Origin of the sequence: Variovorax glucosi (genome assembly GCF_051216695.1) — a bacterium.
Classification (GTDB): domain Bacteria; phylum Pseudomonadota; class Gammaproteobacteria; order Burkholderiales; family Burkholderiaceae_C; genus Variovorax.
Window position 1 is genome coordinate 835,853 of sequence record NZ_JBPJZE010000002.1, and the last position, 19,489, is coordinate 855,341.

Sequence of the window (19,489 nt, forward strand, 5' to 3'; positions counted from 1 at the left end):
TAGCTGGAGACAGTTGACGCAAAAGGCGAGGCGCAGCCATCAAGTTGGCTATCTCGTCGTGACACCCGCCCCGCGCACTTCAACTTTCACCATATCCAGCACCCGCCCCCGCGCATCCACCAGCTCCACCACATGCCGCCCCGGCCACGGCAACCAGCTCGCACGCTCCCCCCGCGCAATCGTCTTCCCACTTATCCGCCACAGCAGCCCCGGTCCGTACCCATCGGCCTGAAAGCGCATGCGCTGATTCATCGGCGGAATATCCGGGTCGAGCGCAATGATCGATCCATCGGTCGGTGAAACGATGCGTGCAGATCGTGAGTCTCGCGGACCGTCATCCGGACTCGCACCCTGCGCAAAAAGCGCCTGCTCCGTACCGGCAATGAACCATTCGTCCCGCGCAGCCTCGAGTTCATTCCCGAACCGTACCGAAGCCTTCACCAACCCGGCGGGAGGCTTGGGCGCCACGCTTCGTTCCTTCGCGTGCAGGAAACCCATCACCTCCGCCCAGACCGGCGCCGCGCCGGTCGTCCCGCTCACATCCCACATCGGCGCGCCGCCCGCATTCCCGACCCAGACCCCCACCGTGTACCGCTGCGACCAGCCGACGGCCCAGTTGTCCCGCATGTCCTTGCTCGTCCCGGTCTTCACCGCCGTCCAGAACCGCGTCCCCAGCACGCTGTCGACGCCGAAGGTTCGTGTGCGCGCATTCGCGTCCGACAGGATGTCGCCGACGATGAAGGCCGCACCCGCATCCACCGCGCGTGACGGTGCCGCGCCCGGCGCGCCATCCGCCAACACCCGCGTCCCCGAATACATCCCGCCGTTCGCCAGCATCCGGTACGCATTCGTCAGCCCGAGCAGCGAAACTTCCGCACTCCCCAGCGCCAGGCTGTAACCGTAATACCCGCCGCCTTCCTTCAGCGGCAGCCCGATCGCGCGCAACTGCCGCGCGAACGATTCCGGCGACACCATCACCAGCGTACGCACGGCCGGCACGTTGAGCGATGCCGCCAGCGCCGTGCGCGCCGACACCATGCCCTTGAACTGCCGGTCGTAGTTCTGCGGAATGTAGAGACCGCTCGCGGTGCTGATCTGCGCCGACGAATCGTCGATCAGCGATGCGGCGGTCAGGCGGCGTTCGGCAATGGCCTGCGCGTAGAGCAGCGGCTTGAGCGTGGAACCGGGCTGGCGCAGGGCGGTGACGGCGTCGACATCGGCGGCGCGGCTGAGTTCTCCCGATGAGCCGATCCAGGCCAGCACGTCGCCGCTGGCGTTGTCGAGCACGACGAGACCGGCGTCCTGCACGTTACGTCCTCGCAGTTCGCGCAGATGGCGTTGCAGCGTGGCGAGTGCAAAGCGCTGCAGCGATGCGCGCAAGGTGGTGCGGATTTCGCCGAACTGGGAGCGCGCTTCGCCTTTGCCGACAACGGCTTGCTGCGCCTGCCATGCGCGCCGCGCGACGTGCGGCGCGATGCCTTCGCTGGCGTCGAAAGCGCGTCGCTGCAGGGCAGCGCTTGCAAACATCTCTATCGCCGCACAGTCGACGCTACGGCGCTCTTTATCAGTCTGGGACCGGGACTGCGCCATCTCGCGCAGCATCTCGCACGCGCGCTTCCCGACCCGTGCCGGAGACGCATTCGGCGCCCGCACCAGCGCCGCCGCGACGGCTGCCTCGCGCGAATCGAGTCCGTGCGCGGCCTTGCCGAACAGCGTGCGCGACAGCGCGTCGATGCCGACGATCTCGCCGCGGAACGGCACCAGATTCAGGTACGCCTCCAGGATCTGATCCTTGCGCCACCGGCTTTCCAGTTGTGTTGCGGCGACCGTCTGGCCGAGCTTCTGCGTCACGCTGCGACCGCCGCCACGGTTATCGACGCCACCACGCAGGTCGTCGTCGAGCAGGCCGGCGAGCTGCATCGTGAGCGTCGATGCGCCGCGCGTGCGGGTGTTCCACAGATTGCCCCAGGCCGCGGACGACACGGCACGCCAGTCGACGCCGCTGTGTTCGTAGAAGCGCCGGTCTTCGCTGAGCAGCATGGCGGTGCGCAGGGCAGGGGAGATGTCCGGCAGCGCGATCCACTGGCCGCGACGCACGGTGGCATCGGTGCGCAGGCGCTGGAGCAGCGCGCCGTCGCGGTCGAGGACGGCGGTGTCGGAGGGATGGAAGGTCGCGCGGGTTTCTTCGAATGTGCTCATCGCGCGAACCGTCTGCGCAGTCGCACCCAGTGCAAGCGCAACAACGCAGGCAGACACCTGCGTTCGGAGCGTGAAGCGGAGAGCTGGCATGCGCGCAATTCTGGCAGCGGATGTTCGGCGTGTCGTGATCGATTAAGACGATTCCTAATTAGGCCGATTCCTAATATGAGGGCCGCAACTCAAAATTACGCTTCCTTTGTCGAATAAACAAAGGAAGAAAGCAATGGTTGGCGAAACTGGTTCGTTGTCGATGAATTCGGGAAGCACCGGAGGTCTGGCGGCATCGCCGCAGACGCACCTGCAGAGCCCGGGCCCGGTCGTTTCCTTCACGCGAGGCCGCGACGCGGGGCCGGCGCCGGGATGGGCGCGGCAACCGGCGGCGACGACGCTGGAAATGGAACGTCCCGCGCAGGTCGGACGAACAGGAAATGTCGGCGATGTCACGCTCACGATGAATTCGTACGCGCCGATGCAGGCACTGCTCCACGACTACTTTTCCTCTTACGTGAACAGCGCGAATCGCGATGCCTTCGAGGCGCTTGTCGACAACCGCGTCGCCGGGCTGGAAGAAATGGGGCACGACGAGGAGCGGGTCCGGCAGAACATGAGCAAGGCCAACAGGTTCGACTGGGCTACTGCCGCCACGAGAGGTGCCGTCAACGCGGCGCCGTTCGCCATTGCCAGCGTCGTCATCGACACCGTTCCTGCTCTGCTGGCGATGGCGAACGGAAGCGCCGCCGGCCAGGGTGCGATAGCCGGAGCCTTCGCCGGCGGTGTGGACGTCGCGGGTGGCCGGCTCCTGGCACCCAGCCTCTCGAACACCGGCTGGACGAACGCTGCACCGGATCGGATGGAGCCCGTGATGCGGCAAGCGCTAGAAGAAAGACGGCCTGGCCTCACGACGCAGGCCGCCAACGGTGCGCTGGTGCTGCAGAGTTACTCCGCAAGAAACGTCGCCCGGACTTTCGCGGCACCGGTTGCGCAATCGCTCGGTGGTACGGTCGCCAGGACCACTGTCGACACGGTGCTCGCGGCCGGCGGCGGTGTCGTGGCCGGTGCGGCGTCGGGTATGGCCTCGCGCTATCTCGACAAGCGCAATGGCATGGACGGCCCGGCCCTGCTGTTCGGGCACAAGGACTGGTCGGACCTGTATACGCAGCTCGACGCCGCTACCTGGGCCGGTCAGGCCGGCAACGGTCTGGCCCGTGCGAGCACTTTTCCGGGCGATGTGCTGACCGGCGCGTTCGGCGCCATTCGAAGTCTCGCCACGCCGAGCGGTGTGGCCGAGCAGGTGCTTCTCGGAAGCGGGTTTTCGGGTATCAACGTCGCGACGCAAGCGGTGGTTCAAAGCGCGGCTGCTGCCGGCCTGAACCCGCCTGCCGCGCAATTTCTCGGACATGTCGCGAACACGGTGCTGTCCGCCCCGCTTTACGCGGCGCTGCCGCCGCTGGCGCTCGGTGCGAACCACCTCGCCGGGGTCGCTACGAATGCGATCCAGAGCAGCGGCTGGTCGAACACGTCGGCGCCTTCTACGGCAGGAGTCGCGGCAGAGGTCGCGGCGCAGTCGCCGCATTCCATGCCCGATCCTGGCAACCACGAGGCCTCTGCACTGATCCCGGGCAACGGGCTGCGCGCGCGAGCCGTGCAGACCACGGAAGTCTGACGCCGCCTACTTCGCCGCTTCCACCTTCACCCGCGCATTCGGCATCTCCCCGAACATCTCCGGCGCATACATCGCCTCGACCCGGCTCGGCGGCAATGCGAAGTCGCCGACGTTGTTGAGGCGCACCGTGTATTCCATCTTCACGACGCCCCTGGGCAGGTACTCGTAGTAGCTGCGGAAAGCCTCGAAGCTGCGCTCCTCGAAGGCCGGCGTGCCGATGCCGAGGTTGCCCGGCTTCTTCTCGCCCTGCGTTGCGATCTGCGAATCGCGCCCCAGCCCACTGCCGAGGATGGTCGCGCCGCCGGGTATCGGATCGGTGATCGCGACCCAGGTCATGTCGGCGCTGGCGTTGACTTCCAGCGTCACGCGCAGCACGTCGCCGCGCGTGTAGGTGCCGGCTTTTGCCTGCTCGACCGGCGCAATCGTCTTCCTGATCGCATAGCCGGCGAAGAAGGGGGCCTTCAGCTGCACGGCGGCGACCGATTGCAGCGTGAGCCACGGCTTGCCGGCGCCGTTGTGCGCGACGTTCAGGGTTTCCTTCGCCGTGGATTTCCATGGCAGGAACAGTGCGCGATCGGCCCGGCTCCAGTCGACGATGGCCGAGCGCGGGGCTGCGGTCGCCGGGTCTGCCGTTGGCTGGCGCAATGTCGCCGTGGTGATGCCGGCAACGCCCGCACTCTCGAACGTTTTCGAGAACCGCTCCAGCGCCAGTCCGCCCCAGAGGTTCGCGGTCGTCGTCTGCCAGGCGCCGTTCTTCTGGCGTCCGATGAACCCGCTGGCGAGTTTTCCGATGTCGTCCTTCCAAGCCGGGTCGTCCATCACGGCGAGCAGCAGGCGCGCGGTGTTGACGTCGCCGTTGGTCATCAGCCACCACCAGTGGTCGTCCTGCTCGGTGCTGAAGACGACCTTGGTGCCCTGGAACGACAGTCGTGCCCGCAGCACGTTGCCGGCTTCTTCGAGGCGCTGCTGGCGCTGCGGCACATCGGTAACGCGTTTCAGGATCTGCAGCCAGTCGATGACCGCGCTGGTCGGCCACTGGTTCGGCGCGATCGTGATGCTCGTCGTCATGCTGCCGCGCGCCTTGCCGTATCGCGAAAGCGCTTCGAGCGCGGCGAGCTTGCGCACGTCCAGATCCTTGCGCGGGCTCCAGAACTCGCGTTGGATGCGGCCTTCGACGAAGGCGATCAGGCCGGCTTCCATCGGCGCGCGTGCTTCGTCGGGCAATGCGAAAGCCGGGTCGATGCCGGCGGCTTCGTGCGTCGCGGCAAGCAGGTACGCAGTCAATGTGTCGCTGCCGCGATTGGCCTCGCCGTCGCGCGGCGGGAAGTAGTTGGCAAGTCCGTCGCTGTCGAGATAGCCCGGCAGTTGCGCCACGACCGTCCGCCACAGCTTCGCGTCGCGCAGGCCGATCGATTTGCTGGTCTTCTGTTCCAGGCAGGCGAACGGATAGTTCGCGAACCAGTCGCGGACGCCGGGCAAGCCGTCCGCAAGACGCGGTTGCAGCGACATCTTCAGACCGCCGCGCTTGTCGCCGCTGGCCGGAAGCGCGTCGGCCGGCGGCGCGACGTCGATGGAGAAGCTGCCGTCGACCTGCACCAGCGTCGCCTGCTGCACCGTCAGCGGCACGGCCGGGACGATGCGCTGGCGCACCTTGAGCGCATCGCGCGCGCCGGCGTTGCCGCCGCCGAGCGTGTCGTGCGCCTCGATCTCCCACAGGATGGCTTCGGCGCGTATCTGCGCGAGCTGCGCCGGCGCGGTCACTTCCCAGGCGACTTCGCGCGATTCGCCGGCCGGAATGTCGACGGTCTGCGGCGCGAGCGTCAGCAGCGTCGCGCGCGGCGTGGCCTCGACCTTCATCGGCTTCTGCGTCGTGTTGCGCAGCGTGATCTGCGCGCGGAACCGGTCGTCCTCGCGCACCAGCGGCGGCAGGCCGCTGACAATCTGCAGGTCTTGCGTGGCCTGGATCGTCGTCTGGCCGGTGCCGAAAAGACCGGTTCCAGCATCGGCCACGGCGACGATCCTGAACGTCGTCAGCGCATCGTTCAGCGGCACGGTGACGACGGCCTGACCGCTGGCATCGAGAACGACCGCCGGGTTCCACAGCAGCAGCGTGTCGAGCAGTTCGCGCGTCTGCGCCTTGCCACCGCCGCCGCCTGCAGGAACCGCCTTCTTGCCGTAATGCCGGCGACCGACGATCTCCATCTGCGCGGTCGATGTCGACACGCCCCAGCTTCGTCGCTGCAGCATCGCCTGCAGCAGGTTCCAGCTGTCGTTCGGCATCAGCTCGAGCAGCGCCTGATCGACCGCAGCCAGCGCGACTTCGGCGCCCGCTGCCGGCTTGCCGTCGGGCAGCTTGCCGGTGATGGTCACCTGCGCCTTGCCGCGCACCGGATAGCTCGGCTTGTCGCTCGTTACCTTGACGTCGATGCGGTGCGCCCCGGTGCCGACGCGGATCTCGGCCACGCCGAAGCGGTAGGCCGGCTTGCTCAGGTCGACCAGCGCGGCCGGCGCGACGTATTCCTTGCCGTCGTACCAGAAGGCGGTCCACCATTCGCGCGGTGCCTTGAAGCCCCAGGTGAAGAAGCTGTACCACGGCACCTCTCGCAGCCGCCCGCGCAGCGCCAGCACGCTGACGTAGGCATTCGGTCCCCATTCGGGCCTGACGGTGAGCGACACCGTCGGGTCCTGGCCGTTGAGCTGCACGACCTGCGTCTCGATCACGCCTTCGCGCTCCACCGACACCAGCGCGGTCGAGAAGCGGAACGGGCTGCGGACCTGGAATTTCGCGACTTCGCCGGGCTCGTAGCTTTTCTTCTCGGGCAGCACGTCGATGCGGTCATGGTCCTCGCCGCCGAACCAGAGCTCGCCCTGCCGGGTAACGTAGACCGACGTGCCCGCCTTGCTCTCGTGGCCCTCCCGGTCGGTCGCTGTTGCGATAAGTTCGATGCGCCCGGTTTCGGTGAGCTCGGTTTCGCACAGCAGCAAACCGCGCGCATCGCTTTTCCCGCTGCAGATGCTGCCGAGCGACCGGCTTTCCGTCTTGTTGTCGTATGTGTAGAAGCCACCGACCATGCGCTTGCGGCTCGACGTGACGATGTGGGCGGTCGCGCTCACCTGCATCGCGACACCGGCCTGTGGCTTGCCCGCAAGGTCCAGCGCAAGCGCCCGGAGCTGGACCTTGCGCCCGGTCGACACCCAGCGCTCGGTCCCGATGCCGGCGATGACCTTGGACGGCCACAGCGTCTGCGTGCTTCGGATCGTCTGAATCTCTCCGTTCGGGTCCGCATAGGTCGCTTCGATCAGCAATTCGCGCGGTGTCGTCCCTGCCGGCGGAATATTTTCGAGCGTGATTTTCCCGGCGCCGCCGCTGTCGAGCGTGAGGGCCAGCTTGTCGGCGACGACGCGGGTGTCGGTCGATGCCGATGCTTCCTCGTCGGTGCCGGACGACGCGGCATTGCTGCCGTCTTTCTCGGGTTGCGGCGGCGAAAAAGCGAAGCCGTCGTAGTCCGCGAAGTCCAGTGTCTTGCCCCGCAGCATCGCCGACACGCGCACCGGCAGGTTCGTCGCGCCGCCGCCGGCCACGTAGCTGATCTGCACGTCGGTGGGAATCGCGGTCACGGCCACCAGCGCCTGCTTGTCGGTGGGCGCGATGCGGCCTTCGAGCACCGGCAGGCGGAATTCCTCGACGCGGAAGCTGCCGGTGTCGTAGCTGCGGCCGCTGTCTTCGTCGCTTCCGCTCCGGCTCCCGTCGCCGCTCGGCGGCTTGCCGTGCCGCAGTGCGACCTGGTACGCACCGAGCTTGGCGGCCGGCGGAATAGCGAAGGTGCCGACCGCGCTCTGTCCACCCGTCGCGGTCTTGCGCCATCTGACCGGCTGCGTGAACTGCTGGCCGCTGCCGGTGTGGGTGATGACCAGCGTGTCCGGCGCGTTGTCGGCAATGCCGAATCCCTTGCTCGTCAGGATGCGGAACAGGTGCTTCATCGACACCGTCTCTCCCGCGCGCAGCAGCGTGCGGTCGAAGATGGTGTGGGCCGCGCGGTCGGGCTCGGCGTCGAGACTGGTCGGCACGTTGAAGCGCCACGGCTCGATGCCGCGCTGCCAGTCGCTCCAGGTGAAAGCGAGGTCTTCGACCGGCCTGGCGTTTTTCTCGGTTCCGGCGTCCTTGCCCGTGAGCGTCGCCCGTGCGCTGACGAAGTAGGCGTCGCTGCTGTAGTCGCGATCCGCGTCGTTCTCGTCGCCGGCATCGTTGCCGGAACAACCTGGCGCATTGGGCGAGATGCCGGTCAACGTCGCGATGCCGCGCGCATCCGTCGTGCCGGTCGCTACTTCGCGGCCGCGACAGTCCGACACGCGCACCGCCGCGTTCGGAACCACTGTGCCCCGGTCGAGTGTCGTCACCCAGGCCGTCGCGTTTTCGCGGCCCAGCTTGAAATGCACCGCCAGATTGGTCGCCAGCGCGGTCGTCCGCACGTACATCGTGCGTTCGGCGCCGTAGCGTTCGTCGAGCAGCGCGTCGCCGAGCTTCTGCGATGCGATCTCCAGCACATGGAAACCCGGCGTCAGCGGCACGCCGATGACTTCGAACGGTCGCGTGTCGCCGGCGACGGACGGCTTCGGCATGTCGAGCGTCTTCACACCCGCCTGGCTGCCGAGCAACGACAGCATGCGGGTCTGCACGCGGTCGCGGTCTTTCTTGTCGATCACCTTCGGCAGCGCTCCGCGCACGTCGCGTGCGGCGGTCTTCCTGTCGACGGTGCTGCTGTTGTCGTAACGGCGTACCTTCCGGAACCACGCGATGATTTCCGCGTCGGACTTCGGGTTCAGGTCGCTGACCTTGCCGGGCGTGAAAGCCTGCATCCGCAACGCCGGCTCCACGCGCCGCACGGTGACCGGCATCATCGCCACGCCGCCGGGCTCGGCCAGCCGTTCGATCACGCCGAACGGCGAAGCGGCGAACTTGGCGAGCGCCGGCATCGCGCCGGTGGCAACGGTCAGCGGAAAGCTTTCCGGCGCGGCCAGCGGACGGCCGGATGCGTCCTGGAAGCGGGTGGGCAACTCGATGCCGAACTTCATCTGTTCCGCGAACGGCGGGGCGAAGGTGACCGAATCCACGATGTCGTCTTCGTTGCCGGCTGTCGTCTCGTCGAGAGCGGGTTTCAGCGTCTTGACGCCGCCCTTGATCTGGATTTGAGCAGCCAGTTTTCGCAGAACCGGTGCGTTGAAGCGCAATTCCATCGGTCGCAGCGGCAGGCAGGCCGCCTGCGCGTTCTCGCGCTCGCAATTGAACGACACGGCAAACGGTTCGCGCACGTCGTACGCGAAGCGCTTCTCGATGCTGTTCGCGACACCGGACGGTGTCGCGACGCCTTTGCCGTAGACCAGCTGGACGCGGCTGCCTGCGGTCAGCGTGCGGTTGCACTGGAGTGTCGCGAAGGCAAGCGGATCGGCGCTCGCGGCCTTGTCGCGGCCCACTGCCCTGAGCAGCGCGTCGCGCTCGGCGCCTTCGATCATCCGGACTGGAATTCGCTCTCCGATACCGTCGGCCGCGCACCAGACGTTTTCGCGGACACTGGCGATCGAGGCCGGGCCGTTGAGTTCGAGCAGGAAAGACTGCTGCTCGTCGATGCGCCCGCCACCGGGTCGGATACTGCGGACATACGGGCCGCCGGTGTTGAACTGCTGCCGATCTTGCGCCTTGAGTTCCTCGCCGGCCGGCGATCTGAAGCCGGGCACACGATCGACGGTGCAGCGCACGCCGGGCGGCAGGTCGTTCTCGAAATCGAAGACCCACTGTTTTTCGCCGGTCCAGCGGGCGGTTCCCTTGCCGGCTTTCGCGTCGCTGCAGCCGACGGTGAACGGTGCCGGCGCCTTCGGGTCGCCGAAGTCGGCTGCCGGCTTGTCGAACCTGGCAACGACCTGCCGGACCCGCGAAACCTCGCCCCGCGGCGTCAGTCCGACCAGCTCCAGGGCTGATGCATCGGGCACCGACAGGGCCAGCAGAAGTCCTTGTAGGACATATATTCTTTTCGTCGTAGTCAAGCATGTCCCCTTTGAGCCGCAGGGTAGCGCAAGTACAAGGCTTTGCCTCTCGATACCGGGCCGTTCGCTCCACTATGATCGCGCGCTATGAAAGTGTTGTTGAGCCACCCTGCGGGCAATCAAAACGTACGGGCCATGCTCGACGCCCTGACCCGCGCCGATTTGCTGGCGCGTTTCGCGACGACCGTCGCCGCCGACGAAAAGAGCGCGGTCGCGCAGCTGATGCCGGATGGCATGCGTCGCGAGTGGCTGCGCCGCAGCTTCGATCTGCCGCGCGAGAAGGTGCTCCAGCATCGTTGGCTCGAGCTGACGCGCGTGGCCTGCAAGGCGGTCGGATGGAAATCCGCCATGAACCACGAATCCGGCTTCGCTTCCGCCGATGCGATCTTTCAGGATTTCGACCGTTTCGTCGGCCGCTCGCTGCGCGCCGCGAACGCGCGCGAGCCCCTGGGCGCCGTGTATGCCTACGAAGACAGCGCACTCCATACTTTCCGCGCAGCCAAGGCCCTGGGCATCAAGCGCATCTACGATCTGCCGATCGCCTACTGGTCCCTCGGCCGCGACCTGATGCAGGAAGAGGGCGAGCGGCTGCCGGCCTGGGCACCCACGCTCGGCGGCGGGTTGATGGATTCGCACGAGAAACACGACCGCAAGACCCAGGAACTCGAGGAAGCGGATCTCGTCGTCGTCGCCAGCCAGTTCGTTCGCGATTCCCTGCCGGCGTCCGCCGCTCGCAAGGCGTGCGTGATGTCGCCTTTCGGCACGCCTCCGCGCTGGAACGGCGGCTGGTCGGACGCGGCGCTGGACCGCTCGCGTCCGTTGCGGGTGCTCTTTGCCGGCTCGATGGGCCAGCGCAAGGGCCTGGGCGACCTGATGCAGGCCATGAACATGCTCAAGGGCGAGAACATCGAGCTGATCGCCCTCGGCTCGATGATGGCCGAGCCGGCTTTCTACCTGAGCCAGTACGCCGGCCTCAAGCACGAAAAGAGCCGTCCGCATTCGGAAGTGCTTTCGCTGATGCGCAGCTGCGACGTGTTCTGCCTGCCGTCGATCGTCGAGGGCCGCGCACTGGTCATGCAGGAAGCCATGAGCCAGGGCCTGCCGGTCGTCATCACGCCGAATACCGGCGGTGCCGATCTGGTCATCGAGGGGCGCACCGGTTTCCTGGTGCCGATCCGGTCGCCTGAGAAGATCGCCGAAAAGCTCGCCTGGCTGAACCAGCATCGCCCCGAGCTGGTCGCGATGAAGGAGCAGGCGGCGCACCACGCGGCAGGCTATTCCTGGAAAGCCTACGGCGACACCGTCGTCGACGCGATCCGTCCACTGCTTCGAAGCGCGGCCCCGGCCGGCGCGGCCCTGCTCCAACGCTGACGAATGGCGGCAGAGACTTCCCCCGCGCCTGCTTCATCGCAGCGTCACTGGGAAATCGATGCCCTGCGCGGGCTGATGCTCGTGCTGATGACGGTCACGCACCTGCCAACCCGCCTCACCGATCCGCTGGGACAGCCCTTTGGCTTCGTTTCGGCGGCCGAAGGCTTCGTGCTCCTGTCGGCGTTCATGTCCGGGCTCGTCTACAGCCGCGTCGGATACCGGGAAGGCGTGGATGCGATGCGCAACGCGTTCATGCAGCGGGCGCTCAGGATCTACATGGCGCAGGCGGCGACGCTGCTGTTCCTGTTCAGCTTCATCGCCGCGGTCGGCATCCGCATCGACCAGCCGGCCGTCAAGGACCTGATGTCGTTCTACCTCGTGCAACCGCGCGACGGTTTCCTGTTCGGCCTGCTGCTGGTCTACGAACCGGCCCTGCTGGACATCCTGCCGATGTACATCTTCTTCATGTTGCTGAGCCCGTGGGTGCTGGCTTTCGCGCTGCGCAACGGCTGGCTGGCCATCGCGCTGACGAGCACGGCGGTCTGGGCCGCGGCGCAGTTCGGACTCAGCGAATGGCTCTACGGGATCGTTGTCGACTGGACCGGCCTGAGCGTGCCATTTCATGAAATGGGCGCATTCAACGCTTATGCCTGGCAGTTTCTATGGTTCATGGGCCTGTGGCTCGGTGCAAGCCGCAACGCGCCGGACGCGCAGTCGCTGAAGATTCCGACCTGGTTGCTGGCGGCGGCCACGGCAGTGGCGCTGTACGGGCTGTACTGGCGCCACCACGGCCCCAACGGTCAGGCAGCTTTCGGCGCCAACGACCATCTGAACCTGCTGTTCGACAAGTGGCAGCTCGGACCGTTGCGCATCGTGAACCTGGCGGCACTGGGCATCGTGGCGATCGGCTTCGGGCCGGCGCTGGCGCGTCGGCTGCCGCGCTTCCACTGGCTGGAAGCCATGGGCTCGGCCTCGCTGCCGGTGTTCTGCGCCCATCTGGTGGCGGTGCTGATGGTGCTGGCGTTCTTCGGCAGCAGCCAGACCGCGCGGCCCTGGTGGGGAGACGCCATCCTGCTGGCGGTGGTTTTCGCGGGGCTCTATGCGGTGGCGCGTGCCACGCTGTGGGTCGATGAGCGAAAGGCGCGAATCAGGGCTTCCTGACGGGCGAGGGTGGCGTCGCAGCCGCAGCGGTAGGCACAGAGGCCGTCTCCGTCGCGGCAAGTACCGGCACCGTCGAAGACACGCCGGCCAGTGCCCGTCCGTCCATCACGTGCGACGAGATCACCGATTGCCACAAGCGGTAACCGGTTTCGTTCATGTGAAGCTTGTCTGCCAGGAAAAGCTCCTGGCGCGGACGACCGTCGGCGCCCAGCATCGGCGTGAAAATGTCGATGTATTCGCTGTTGCCGAGCGTACGGATGTAGGCGGCGATGATGTTGTTGGTTTCGCGGATCTTCGGCAGCAGCGATTCGCGCGACGGACTGGGCTTGACCGAGATGTAGCTGATGCGCGTGTCCGGCAGCGCGGCGCGCACCGTGGACGCGAAATGCGCGAAGCTTTCCATGACCTGCAGCGGCGTCCGGCCTTCGGCCAGATCGTTGTCGCCGGCATACACCAGCACATGGCGCGGCTTGTAGCGCGTGACCAGTTCGCCGGTGAAGAGGCTGCAATCCGCCATCGTCGAACCGCCGAAGCCACGATTGATCACCACCGGCAGCTGGCGAAAATCCTGTGCCAGGTGCGTCCAGAAGCGGATGGTCGAGCTGCCGACGAAGAGCACGCCGTCGGTACCGGGGGCCAGCGTCTTGTCGGCGTCCGCGAAGGCGGAAAGCGAACTCTTCCAGCGCGTGGCAGCCGCGACGTAATCGGGCGACGGCTGCTCGACGAGCCGCGGACCCGGCACTGCCGATGCCGTGATCACCGGTGTTTGAAGCCTTTCGGCATGCGCTGCAAAGCCGGTGACCCCCATGCAGAGGGCAGTGATTGCGAATCGGAAGGAGCGAATGGCTTTCATGGACTGCATGAACTCGGAAACGTTCTTGGAGCGGATCGCGTTGGCAAGTTCCAGCTCTTTCTCGCTCTTTCTTGCTTTTCCTTGCTTTTTTAGAGCATTTTCTCGATCAGGGCACCCTTGAACAGCACCGGCCCTGTCGGTCCGCGCTCGCTCGGCACGCCGCCCTTGGGTTCCAGGCTGATCGCCAGCGTCGGCACGGCGCGCACATCGGACTCCGAAGCCGCGAGCCGCAACGCAGGCGCGTTGTCGAGCACGCCGAGCGAACGCGGCGCGGCACCGCCGGGCGGCAGCGCCCAGAGCTGGAGCGACTTGTCCTGGCCTTCGGAATAGGCGCCGACACGCTGCAACGTGAGCTGGCGCTTGCCGGCATCGAAGGTCACCAGCATCGACGCAGCGGATTTGTCGTCCGACAGCACGGCGACGTACTGCACGGCCGGCGCGTTCAGCAGTTCGTTCCGCAGATTCACGCCGACGACTGCAGCAAGAATCGTCGCCAGCGCCCCGGCGGCAGCGGCACCGCGCCACAGCGGCAGGCTGCGGAACCAGCCGCCGGTCGCCCGGGTCGGCACCACAGCCGGTCGGGTGGACGACGCGGTGCGCTGGCGTTCCAGCGCCTGACCAGACTTTTCGACGTCGATCATGTTGCGGATGCGTGTCCAGACCGCCGAGTCGGGCACTGCGTCGGCCTGCAGTTCGGTCAGGCTCGACAGCCGACCCTGCCAGATCAGCGCTGCCGCACGCACCGGTGCATGGTCGCGGGCGACGGTCTCGAAACGCCGGCGTGCGCCACCCCGCAGCGTGCCGAGCGCATAGCTGGCCGCCAGGAGTTCGAGCCTTTCGGCAGGATGGGCGAGATTCATGCGGAAGCCCTCACGCGTAGCGCGTCATGCAGGTACGCAGCTTCTCGAGCCCGCGGCGAATCCATGTCTTGACCGTTCCGAGCGGCAGCTTGAGCTGGTCGGACAGTTCGCTGTGACTTAGATCGCGCAGGTAAGCCAGGCTGACCACTTCGCGCTGCGGACCTTCGAGCTGCTGGAGGCATTGACGCAAGGCCCATGCCTGTTCGCTGGCTTCGGCGATGTCCATCGGGCTGCTCGCGTCCGATTCGAGGGTATCTGCCATGACTTCGTCGAATTCCTGCGTGAGCTGCGCCCGTTCTGCGGTGCGGCGGCGAAGCAGGTCGAGCGCACGGCTGCGGACGATCAGCCCCATCCAGGCCAGCGGTGGGCTCAGCGTGCCGCGATAGTCGCCGGCCACGCGCCATATGGTGATGAAGGCTTCCTGCAGAACATCCTCCGCCCACTCCCGCTGCCGGACGACGCGGAGCGCAAGTCCGAACAGCCGGGGCGAGGTGCGCTCGTAGAGCAATCGCAGCGCAGCTTCGTCGCGCTGACCGACGCGGTCGATGAGCGCGATCAGGTCGGCATCCGTTGCAAGCGGTGCATCCGGCAGGGAAACGGTCATGCTGAAGTGGTGTGGAAAAGCGGTCCATGGAGGGTATACGGACGCGAAAGGCCCGCGGATTCAGGCCTGTAGGACATCAGGACAGTCGCGTGCGGTGCCTTGCCACTTGTGCACGCACCTGCGCCGGCGCAGTTCCGCCGAGCACGTCGCGCGCATTCAACGAGCCGCGCAGACTCAGCACCTCGAAAACGTCCTGTTCGATGGTGGGATTGAACTTCTGCAGCGTCGCCAGCGGCAGTTCCGACAGGTCGACCTGCTGCGCGATCGCCGCCTTGACCGCGTGCGCCACGGTCTCGTGCGCATCGCGGAAGGGCAGGCCCTTCTTCACCAGATAGTCGGCCAGATCGGTCGCGGTCGCGTAGCCGCGCAGCGCGGCGCGCTCCATGACTTCGGGCTTGACGGTGATGCCGCCGACCATTTCCGCAAAGATGCGCAGTGTGTCCTTGAGCGTGTCGACGGTGTCGAACAGCGGCTCCTTGTCTTCCTGGTTGTCCTTGTTGTAGGCCAGCGGCTGTCCCTTCATGAGCGTGATCAGCGCCATCAGGTGGCCGACGACGCGGCCGGTCTTGCCGCGCGCGAGTTCGGGCACGTCCGGATTCTTCTTCTGCGGCATGATCGACGAGCCGGTGCAGAAGCGGTCCGCGATGTCGATGAAACCGAAGCTCTGGCTCATCCACAGCACCAGTTCCTCGCTCATGCGGCTGATGTGCACCATCGCCAGCGAAGCCGCCGCCGTGAACTCGATCGCGAAATCCCGGTCGCTCACCGCGTCGAGGCTGTTCTGGCAGACGGCCGGCGCGCCGTCTGCGTCCACCATGCCGAGCGTTCTAGCCACCAACTCGCGGTCCAGCGGATAGCTGGTGCCGGCCAGCGCGGCGGCGCCCAGCGGCAGGCGGTTGACACGCTTGCGCACGTCGAGCAGCCTTTCCGCGTCGCGCGCGAACATCTCCACGTACGCCAGCATGTGATGGCCGAAGCTCACCGGCTGGGCCACCTGCAGGTGCGTGAAGCCCGGCAGGATCACCTCGACGTTCTTCTCCGCGATGTCGACCAGTGCCTTCTGCAGGTCGACCAGCAAGTCGCCGATCAGGTCGATCTCGCCGCGCAGCCACAGCCGCACGTCGGTCGCGACCTGGTCGTTGCGGGAGCGCCCCGTGTGCAGGCGCTTGCCGGCATCGCCGACCAGCTGCGTCAGGCGCGCCTCGATGTTGAGGTGCACGTCTTCGAGGTCGAGCTTCCATTCGAACGCGCCGGACTCGATCTCGCCGCGGATCTGCGTCAGCCCGCGCTGGATCGAGGCCAGGTCGTCGGCGCCGATGATCTTCTGCGCCGCCAGCATGCCGGCATGCGCCATCGAACCCTCGATGTCGGCCTGCCAGAGGCGCTTGTCGAAGAACACGCTGGAGGTGTAGCGCTTCACCAGGTCGCTCATGGGTTCGGAGAACAGGGCCGACCAGGCTTCGGATTTCTTGTCGAGTTGGTTTTGAGTCATGAGGGGCCTAAAGGCGTGGCGGGGCAATAATGGGTTTGTCACCCGATGTATCAGTGATGCGCAGCCCGCCGATTTTATCGGTCACCCCTTCGACTCCGCCGAGTTCCACGGGAAAAGCACGGAACGTTTCAACCGCGCCGCAGCCCCGGGGAGGCGCACGCCCGTCGCCAACGCGATCGCCGCCGTCCGGAAACCTCCAGTTCGATGCCTGCCGGATCGGTTTCGTGCTGCGCGCCGTGTTGCTGGTGGAGGCTGTGCTGGCGGTCGTCGCGATGTTCATGACGGCAACGCCTGCCGACTGGCTCGCGCTCACCGCCGTCGCCACCGGCGGCGCGCTGCCGGCAACGCTGCTCTGGCTGGTGTGTGCCTGCGCTGCGAAGAAGCTGCTCGGCCGGCTCTCGCGCGGTTGGCAGTACGCGACCGGCTGCCTGCTCGGCGCGATGGCTGCACTCTACGGCTGCGGCTTGCTCAAGCTGACGGGCGTCGTCGCGACCGCGCCCTGGCTCGGCAGCGCCGCAGCCGGTGCGATGTTCGCGGCGGTGCTGATGGCAGTGATGGTCCTGCGCGCGCGCGGACAGACGCCGGCCGCCATGACCGCGCGGCTGGAAGAACTCCAGGCGCGCATCCGGCCGCATTTCCTGTTCAACACGCTCAACAGCGCCATCGCCCTGGTCCGGGAAGAGCCGGCCAAGGCCGAAACCATGCTCGAAGACCTGAGCGAACTCTTCCGCAGCGCGCTGGCCGATCCGAACGAGTCGGTGACGCTGGCCGACGAGATCGCGCTTGCCGGACGCTATCTGGCGATTGAGCAGGTTCGCTTCGGCGACCGGCTGCGCATCCGTTGGGACATCGATACCGCGGCCAACGCAGCGCGATTGCCGCCGCTGCTGCTGCAGCCGCTCGTGGAGAACGCGGTCAAGCACGGCGTCGAGCCGAGCCCCGAAGGCGCCGACCTGCGCATCCGTACCGAACGCCGCGGCGGCATGGTGGTGATCGAGGTCATCAACAGCCTTCCGCCGCTGCGCTGGGCCGCCGAGCCGCTGCCGCGCGGCCACGGCATCGCACTGGCCAACGTGCGCGAGCGGCTGAGCCTGCTGCACGACGTGCAGGCGCAATTCGGCGCCGGGATCGAACAGAAGACCTACCGGGTGCGGATCTCCGTGCCGGTGGACACCGAGAGCACGGTGGACAAGGAGACACGATGGCCCTGAAGACCCTCATCGTCGACGACGAAGCGCTTGCGCGATCCCGGCTGCGCACCTTGCTGGGCGACTGCCGGTCGCCCGCAGCGGACGTCGCGGGCGAGGCTGCGCATGCCGCCCAGGCCGGCCAGCAGCTGGCTGCCACGGCCTTCGATCTGGTGTTTCTCGACATCCACATGCCGGGCATGGACGGCATCGAGTTCGCGCGCAGCCTGCAGGGACACGCCGACGCGCCGGCCATCGTCTTCGTCACCGCGCATGCCGCCCATGCCGTCACGGCATTCGAACTGGATGCGGTCGATTACCTGACCAAGCCGGTGCGCGCCGACCGCCTGCAGCAGGCGTTGCAGAAGGCCGAGCGTCATCTGAAGGAGCGGCGAGCGGTGCAGACGAATGCGGCAGAGGGGCCGAACGCGCCGCAGGAAACGCTCGTGATCCAGGAGCGCGGGCGTGCCGAGCGGGTGCCGCTGGCCGATGTGCTCTATCTCAAGTCCGAATACAAATACCTGACCGTGCGCACCCGCACCCGCAGCCACATCCTCGACGGCTCGCTCAACGAGTTCGAGGAACGCTATCCGCAGCAGTTCGTGCGCGTGCACCGCAATGCGCTGGTGGCGCGCGCAGCCATCCGCGCGCTGGAGAAACAAGACGACGGCGCGGACGCAGAGGGCGCCGAAGGCTGGGCGCTTCGGCTGGACGGCATCGAGGAGCCGCTCATGGTGTCGCGTCGCCAGCTTTCCGCGGTGCGCGAGGCGCTGCGCGACGCGTCCTGAAAGATAAAAAAAGGCGATCGACATGACGACCATCCCCAACAATCCGACCAACCCGACAACAGCAGGCGAAGACGTCCCTGTCCCCGCTCCCGTTCCTGAGACAGCGGCGACGCAGGCGCTCGACAACGCGCGGAAGGAACTGCGCAAGGAACGCGAGCGCGTGCTGATCCACATGCCGGTCGACATCCGCAGTGCATCGCTGGTGGTGCTGGCGGTCTTCGCCAGCATCTTCACGCTGCGATGGGCTGCGGCCGTCTTCATTCCGCTGATGCTGAGCGTGATGGGCACCTATGCGCTGGCGCCTCTGGTCGACCGTCTCGAGCGCTGGAAGCTGCCGCGCGCGCTCGGTGCGGCGCTGATCCTGCTGAGCATTGCCGGGGTCGTCGGCTGGACCGGCTACTCGCTTTCCGGCAGCGCGTCGCAACTGGTCGATTCGCTGCCGGTGGCGGCGCAGAAGCTGCGCGTGGCGATGGTGCGCAATCCAAGCCAGAACGCAAGCACGCTCGACACCTTCCAGCAAGCCGCCGCACAACTGGAGCAAGCCACGCAGGCCGCGCCGATGCAGGGCGGCCGCCGCGGCGCGACGCGCGTGATCATCGAGCGCCCGCCGTTCAACGTGCGCGACTATCTATGGAGCGGCACGGTGGGCCTGGCAGGCGCGGTCGGCCAGCTCACGCTGGTCGCCTTCCTCACCTTCTTCGCGCTGTGCTCGGGCGACACTTTCAGGCGCAAGCTGGTGAAGATCACCGGCCACAGCCTGGCCAAGAAGAAGATCACGGTGCACGTGCTGGACGACATCACCGGCAACATCCAGCGCTACCTGATGGTGCAGATATTCACCAGCGTGCTGGTCGGGCTCGCGACCGGGCTGGCCTTCTGGGGGCTCGGCCTCGCCAACGCCGCCGTCTGGGGCATCGTTGCCGGCGTGACCAACCTGATCCCGTACGTCGGCTCCATCGCCGTGATGGGTGCCTCTTCGCTGGTCGCCTTCCTGCAGTTCAACACCATCGAGATGGCGCTGTTGGTCGGCGGCGCTTCGCTGGTCATCCATACCCTGATCGGCAACCTGCTCACGCCCTGGCTCACCAGCCGGACCAGCCGCATGAATCCGGTGGCGGTGTTCGTCGGCGTGATCTTCTGGGGCTGGCTATGGGGCATCTGGGGACTGCTGCTGGGCATCCCGATCATGATGGTCGTCAAGGCGATCTGCGACCGGGTGGAGGATCTCCAGCCGATCGGGGAGCTGCTGGGGGATTGAAGCCGCCCCACGCC

The 19,489-nt window shown here is 66.8% G+C and carries 12 protein-coding genes; 6 read left to right on the forward strand and 6 right to left on the reverse strand.

Annotation, left to right across the window (positions count from 1 at the left end):
• Nucleotides 1–48 precede the first annotated feature (48 nt).
• On the reverse strand, nt 49–2,289 hold the full coding sequence (pbpC, locus tag ACSFA3_RS12215) for a penicillin-binding protein 1C (RefSeq protein ID WP_435505708.1): 2,241 nt from the start codon (nt 2,287–2,289) through the stop codon (nt 49–51).
• A 133-nt stretch (nt 2,290–2,422) separates the two neighbouring features.
• Here pbpC and ACSFA3_RS12220 point away from each other — a divergent pair, with 133 nt between their 5' ends.
• Nucleotides 2,423–3,862 carry a hypothetical protein gene (locus tag ACSFA3_RS12220; protein WP_435505709.1) on the forward strand — a complete coding sequence of 480 codons (1,440 nt, stop codon included), beginning with the start codon at nt 2,423–2,425 and terminating at the stop codon, nt 3,860–3,862.
• Between the two features lie 6 nt (nt 3,863–3,868).
• Here ACSFA3_RS12220 and ACSFA3_RS12225 read toward each other — a convergent pair whose 3' ends face one another.
• The gene (locus ACSFA3_RS12225; protein ID WP_435505710.1) at nt 3,869–9,847 is read right to left on the reverse strand and encodes an alpha-2-macroglobulin family protein; all 5,979 of its coding nucleotides are present in this window, start codon (nt 9,845–9,847) and stop codon (nt 3,869–3,871) included.
• A gap of 189 nt (nt 9,848–10,036) precedes the next feature.
• Between ACSFA3_RS12225 and ACSFA3_RS12230 the strand changes: the two genes are divergently transcribed.
• A complete protein-coding gene (locus ACSFA3_RS12230) occupies nt 10,037–11,272 on the forward strand; it encodes a glycosyltransferase family 4 protein (RefSeq protein ID WP_435505711.1) in 1,236 nt (411 codons plus the stop codon).
• 3 nt (nt 11,273–11,275) lie between these two features.
• A complete protein-coding gene (opgC, locus tag ACSFA3_RS12235) occupies nt 11,276–12,433 on the forward strand; it encodes an OpgC domain-containing protein (protein ID WP_435505712.1) in 1,158 nt (385 codons plus the stop codon).
• Here the strand turns inward: opgC and ACSFA3_RS12240 are convergent.
• From ACSFA3_RS12240 to argH, 4 genes are all read right to left on the reverse strand, one after another.
• A complete protein-coding gene (locus ACSFA3_RS12240) occupies nt 12,420–13,241 on the reverse strand; it encodes an SGNH/GDSL hydrolase family protein (protein ID WP_435505713.1) in 822 nt (273 codons plus the stop codon). The two genes, opgC and ACSFA3_RS12240, sit on opposite strands and share 14 nt — an antisense overlap.
• A gap of 134 nt (nt 13,242–13,375) precedes the next feature.
• Nucleotides 13,376–14,146 carry an anti-sigma factor gene (locus tag ACSFA3_RS12245; RefSeq protein ID WP_435505714.1) on the reverse strand — a complete coding sequence of 257 codons (771 nt, stop codon included), beginning with the start codon at nt 14,144–14,146 and terminating at the stop codon, nt 13,376–13,378.
• A gap of 10 nt (nt 14,147–14,156) precedes the next feature.
• On the reverse strand, nt 14,157–14,750 hold the full coding sequence (locus tag ACSFA3_RS12250; RefSeq protein ID WP_435505715.1) for an RNA polymerase sigma factor: 594 nt from the start codon (nt 14,748–14,750) through the stop codon (nt 14,157–14,159).
• Nucleotides 14,751–14,826: 76 nt separating this feature from the next.
• Nucleotides 14,827–16,242 carry an argininosuccinate lyase gene (gene argH / locus ACSFA3_RS12255; protein ID WP_435505716.1) on the reverse strand — a complete coding sequence of 472 codons (1,416 nt, stop codon included), beginning with the start codon at nt 16,240–16,242 and terminating at the stop codon, nt 14,827–14,829.
• Nucleotides 16,243–16,271: 29 nt separating this feature from the next.
• Between argH and ACSFA3_RS12260 the strand changes: the two genes are divergently transcribed.
• Genes ACSFA3_RS12260 through ACSFA3_RS12270 form a run of 3 tightly spaced genes read left to right on the forward strand, consistent with a single transcriptional unit; the run spans nt 16,272 to nt 19,475 of the window.
• Entirely contained in the window at nt 16,272–17,453 is a 1,182-nt protein-coding gene (locus tag ACSFA3_RS12260) for a sensor histidine kinase (RefSeq protein ID WP_435505717.1), read from the forward strand.
• On the forward strand, nt 17,444–18,217 hold the full coding sequence (locus ACSFA3_RS12265) for a LytR/AlgR family response regulator transcription factor (RefSeq protein WP_435505718.1): 774 nt from the start codon (nt 17,444–17,446) through the stop codon (nt 18,215–18,217). The genes ACSFA3_RS12260 and ACSFA3_RS12265 overlap by 10 nt, the downstream gene beginning before the upstream one ends.
• A 22-nt stretch (nt 18,218–18,239) precedes the next feature.
• Complete coding sequence (locus ACSFA3_RS12270) at nt 18,240–19,475, forward strand: AI-2E family transporter (protein ID WP_435505719.1); 1,236 nt, start codon at nt 18,240–18,242, stop codon at nt 19,473–19,475.
• The last annotated feature ends 14 nt before the right edge of the window (nt 19,476–19,489 follow it).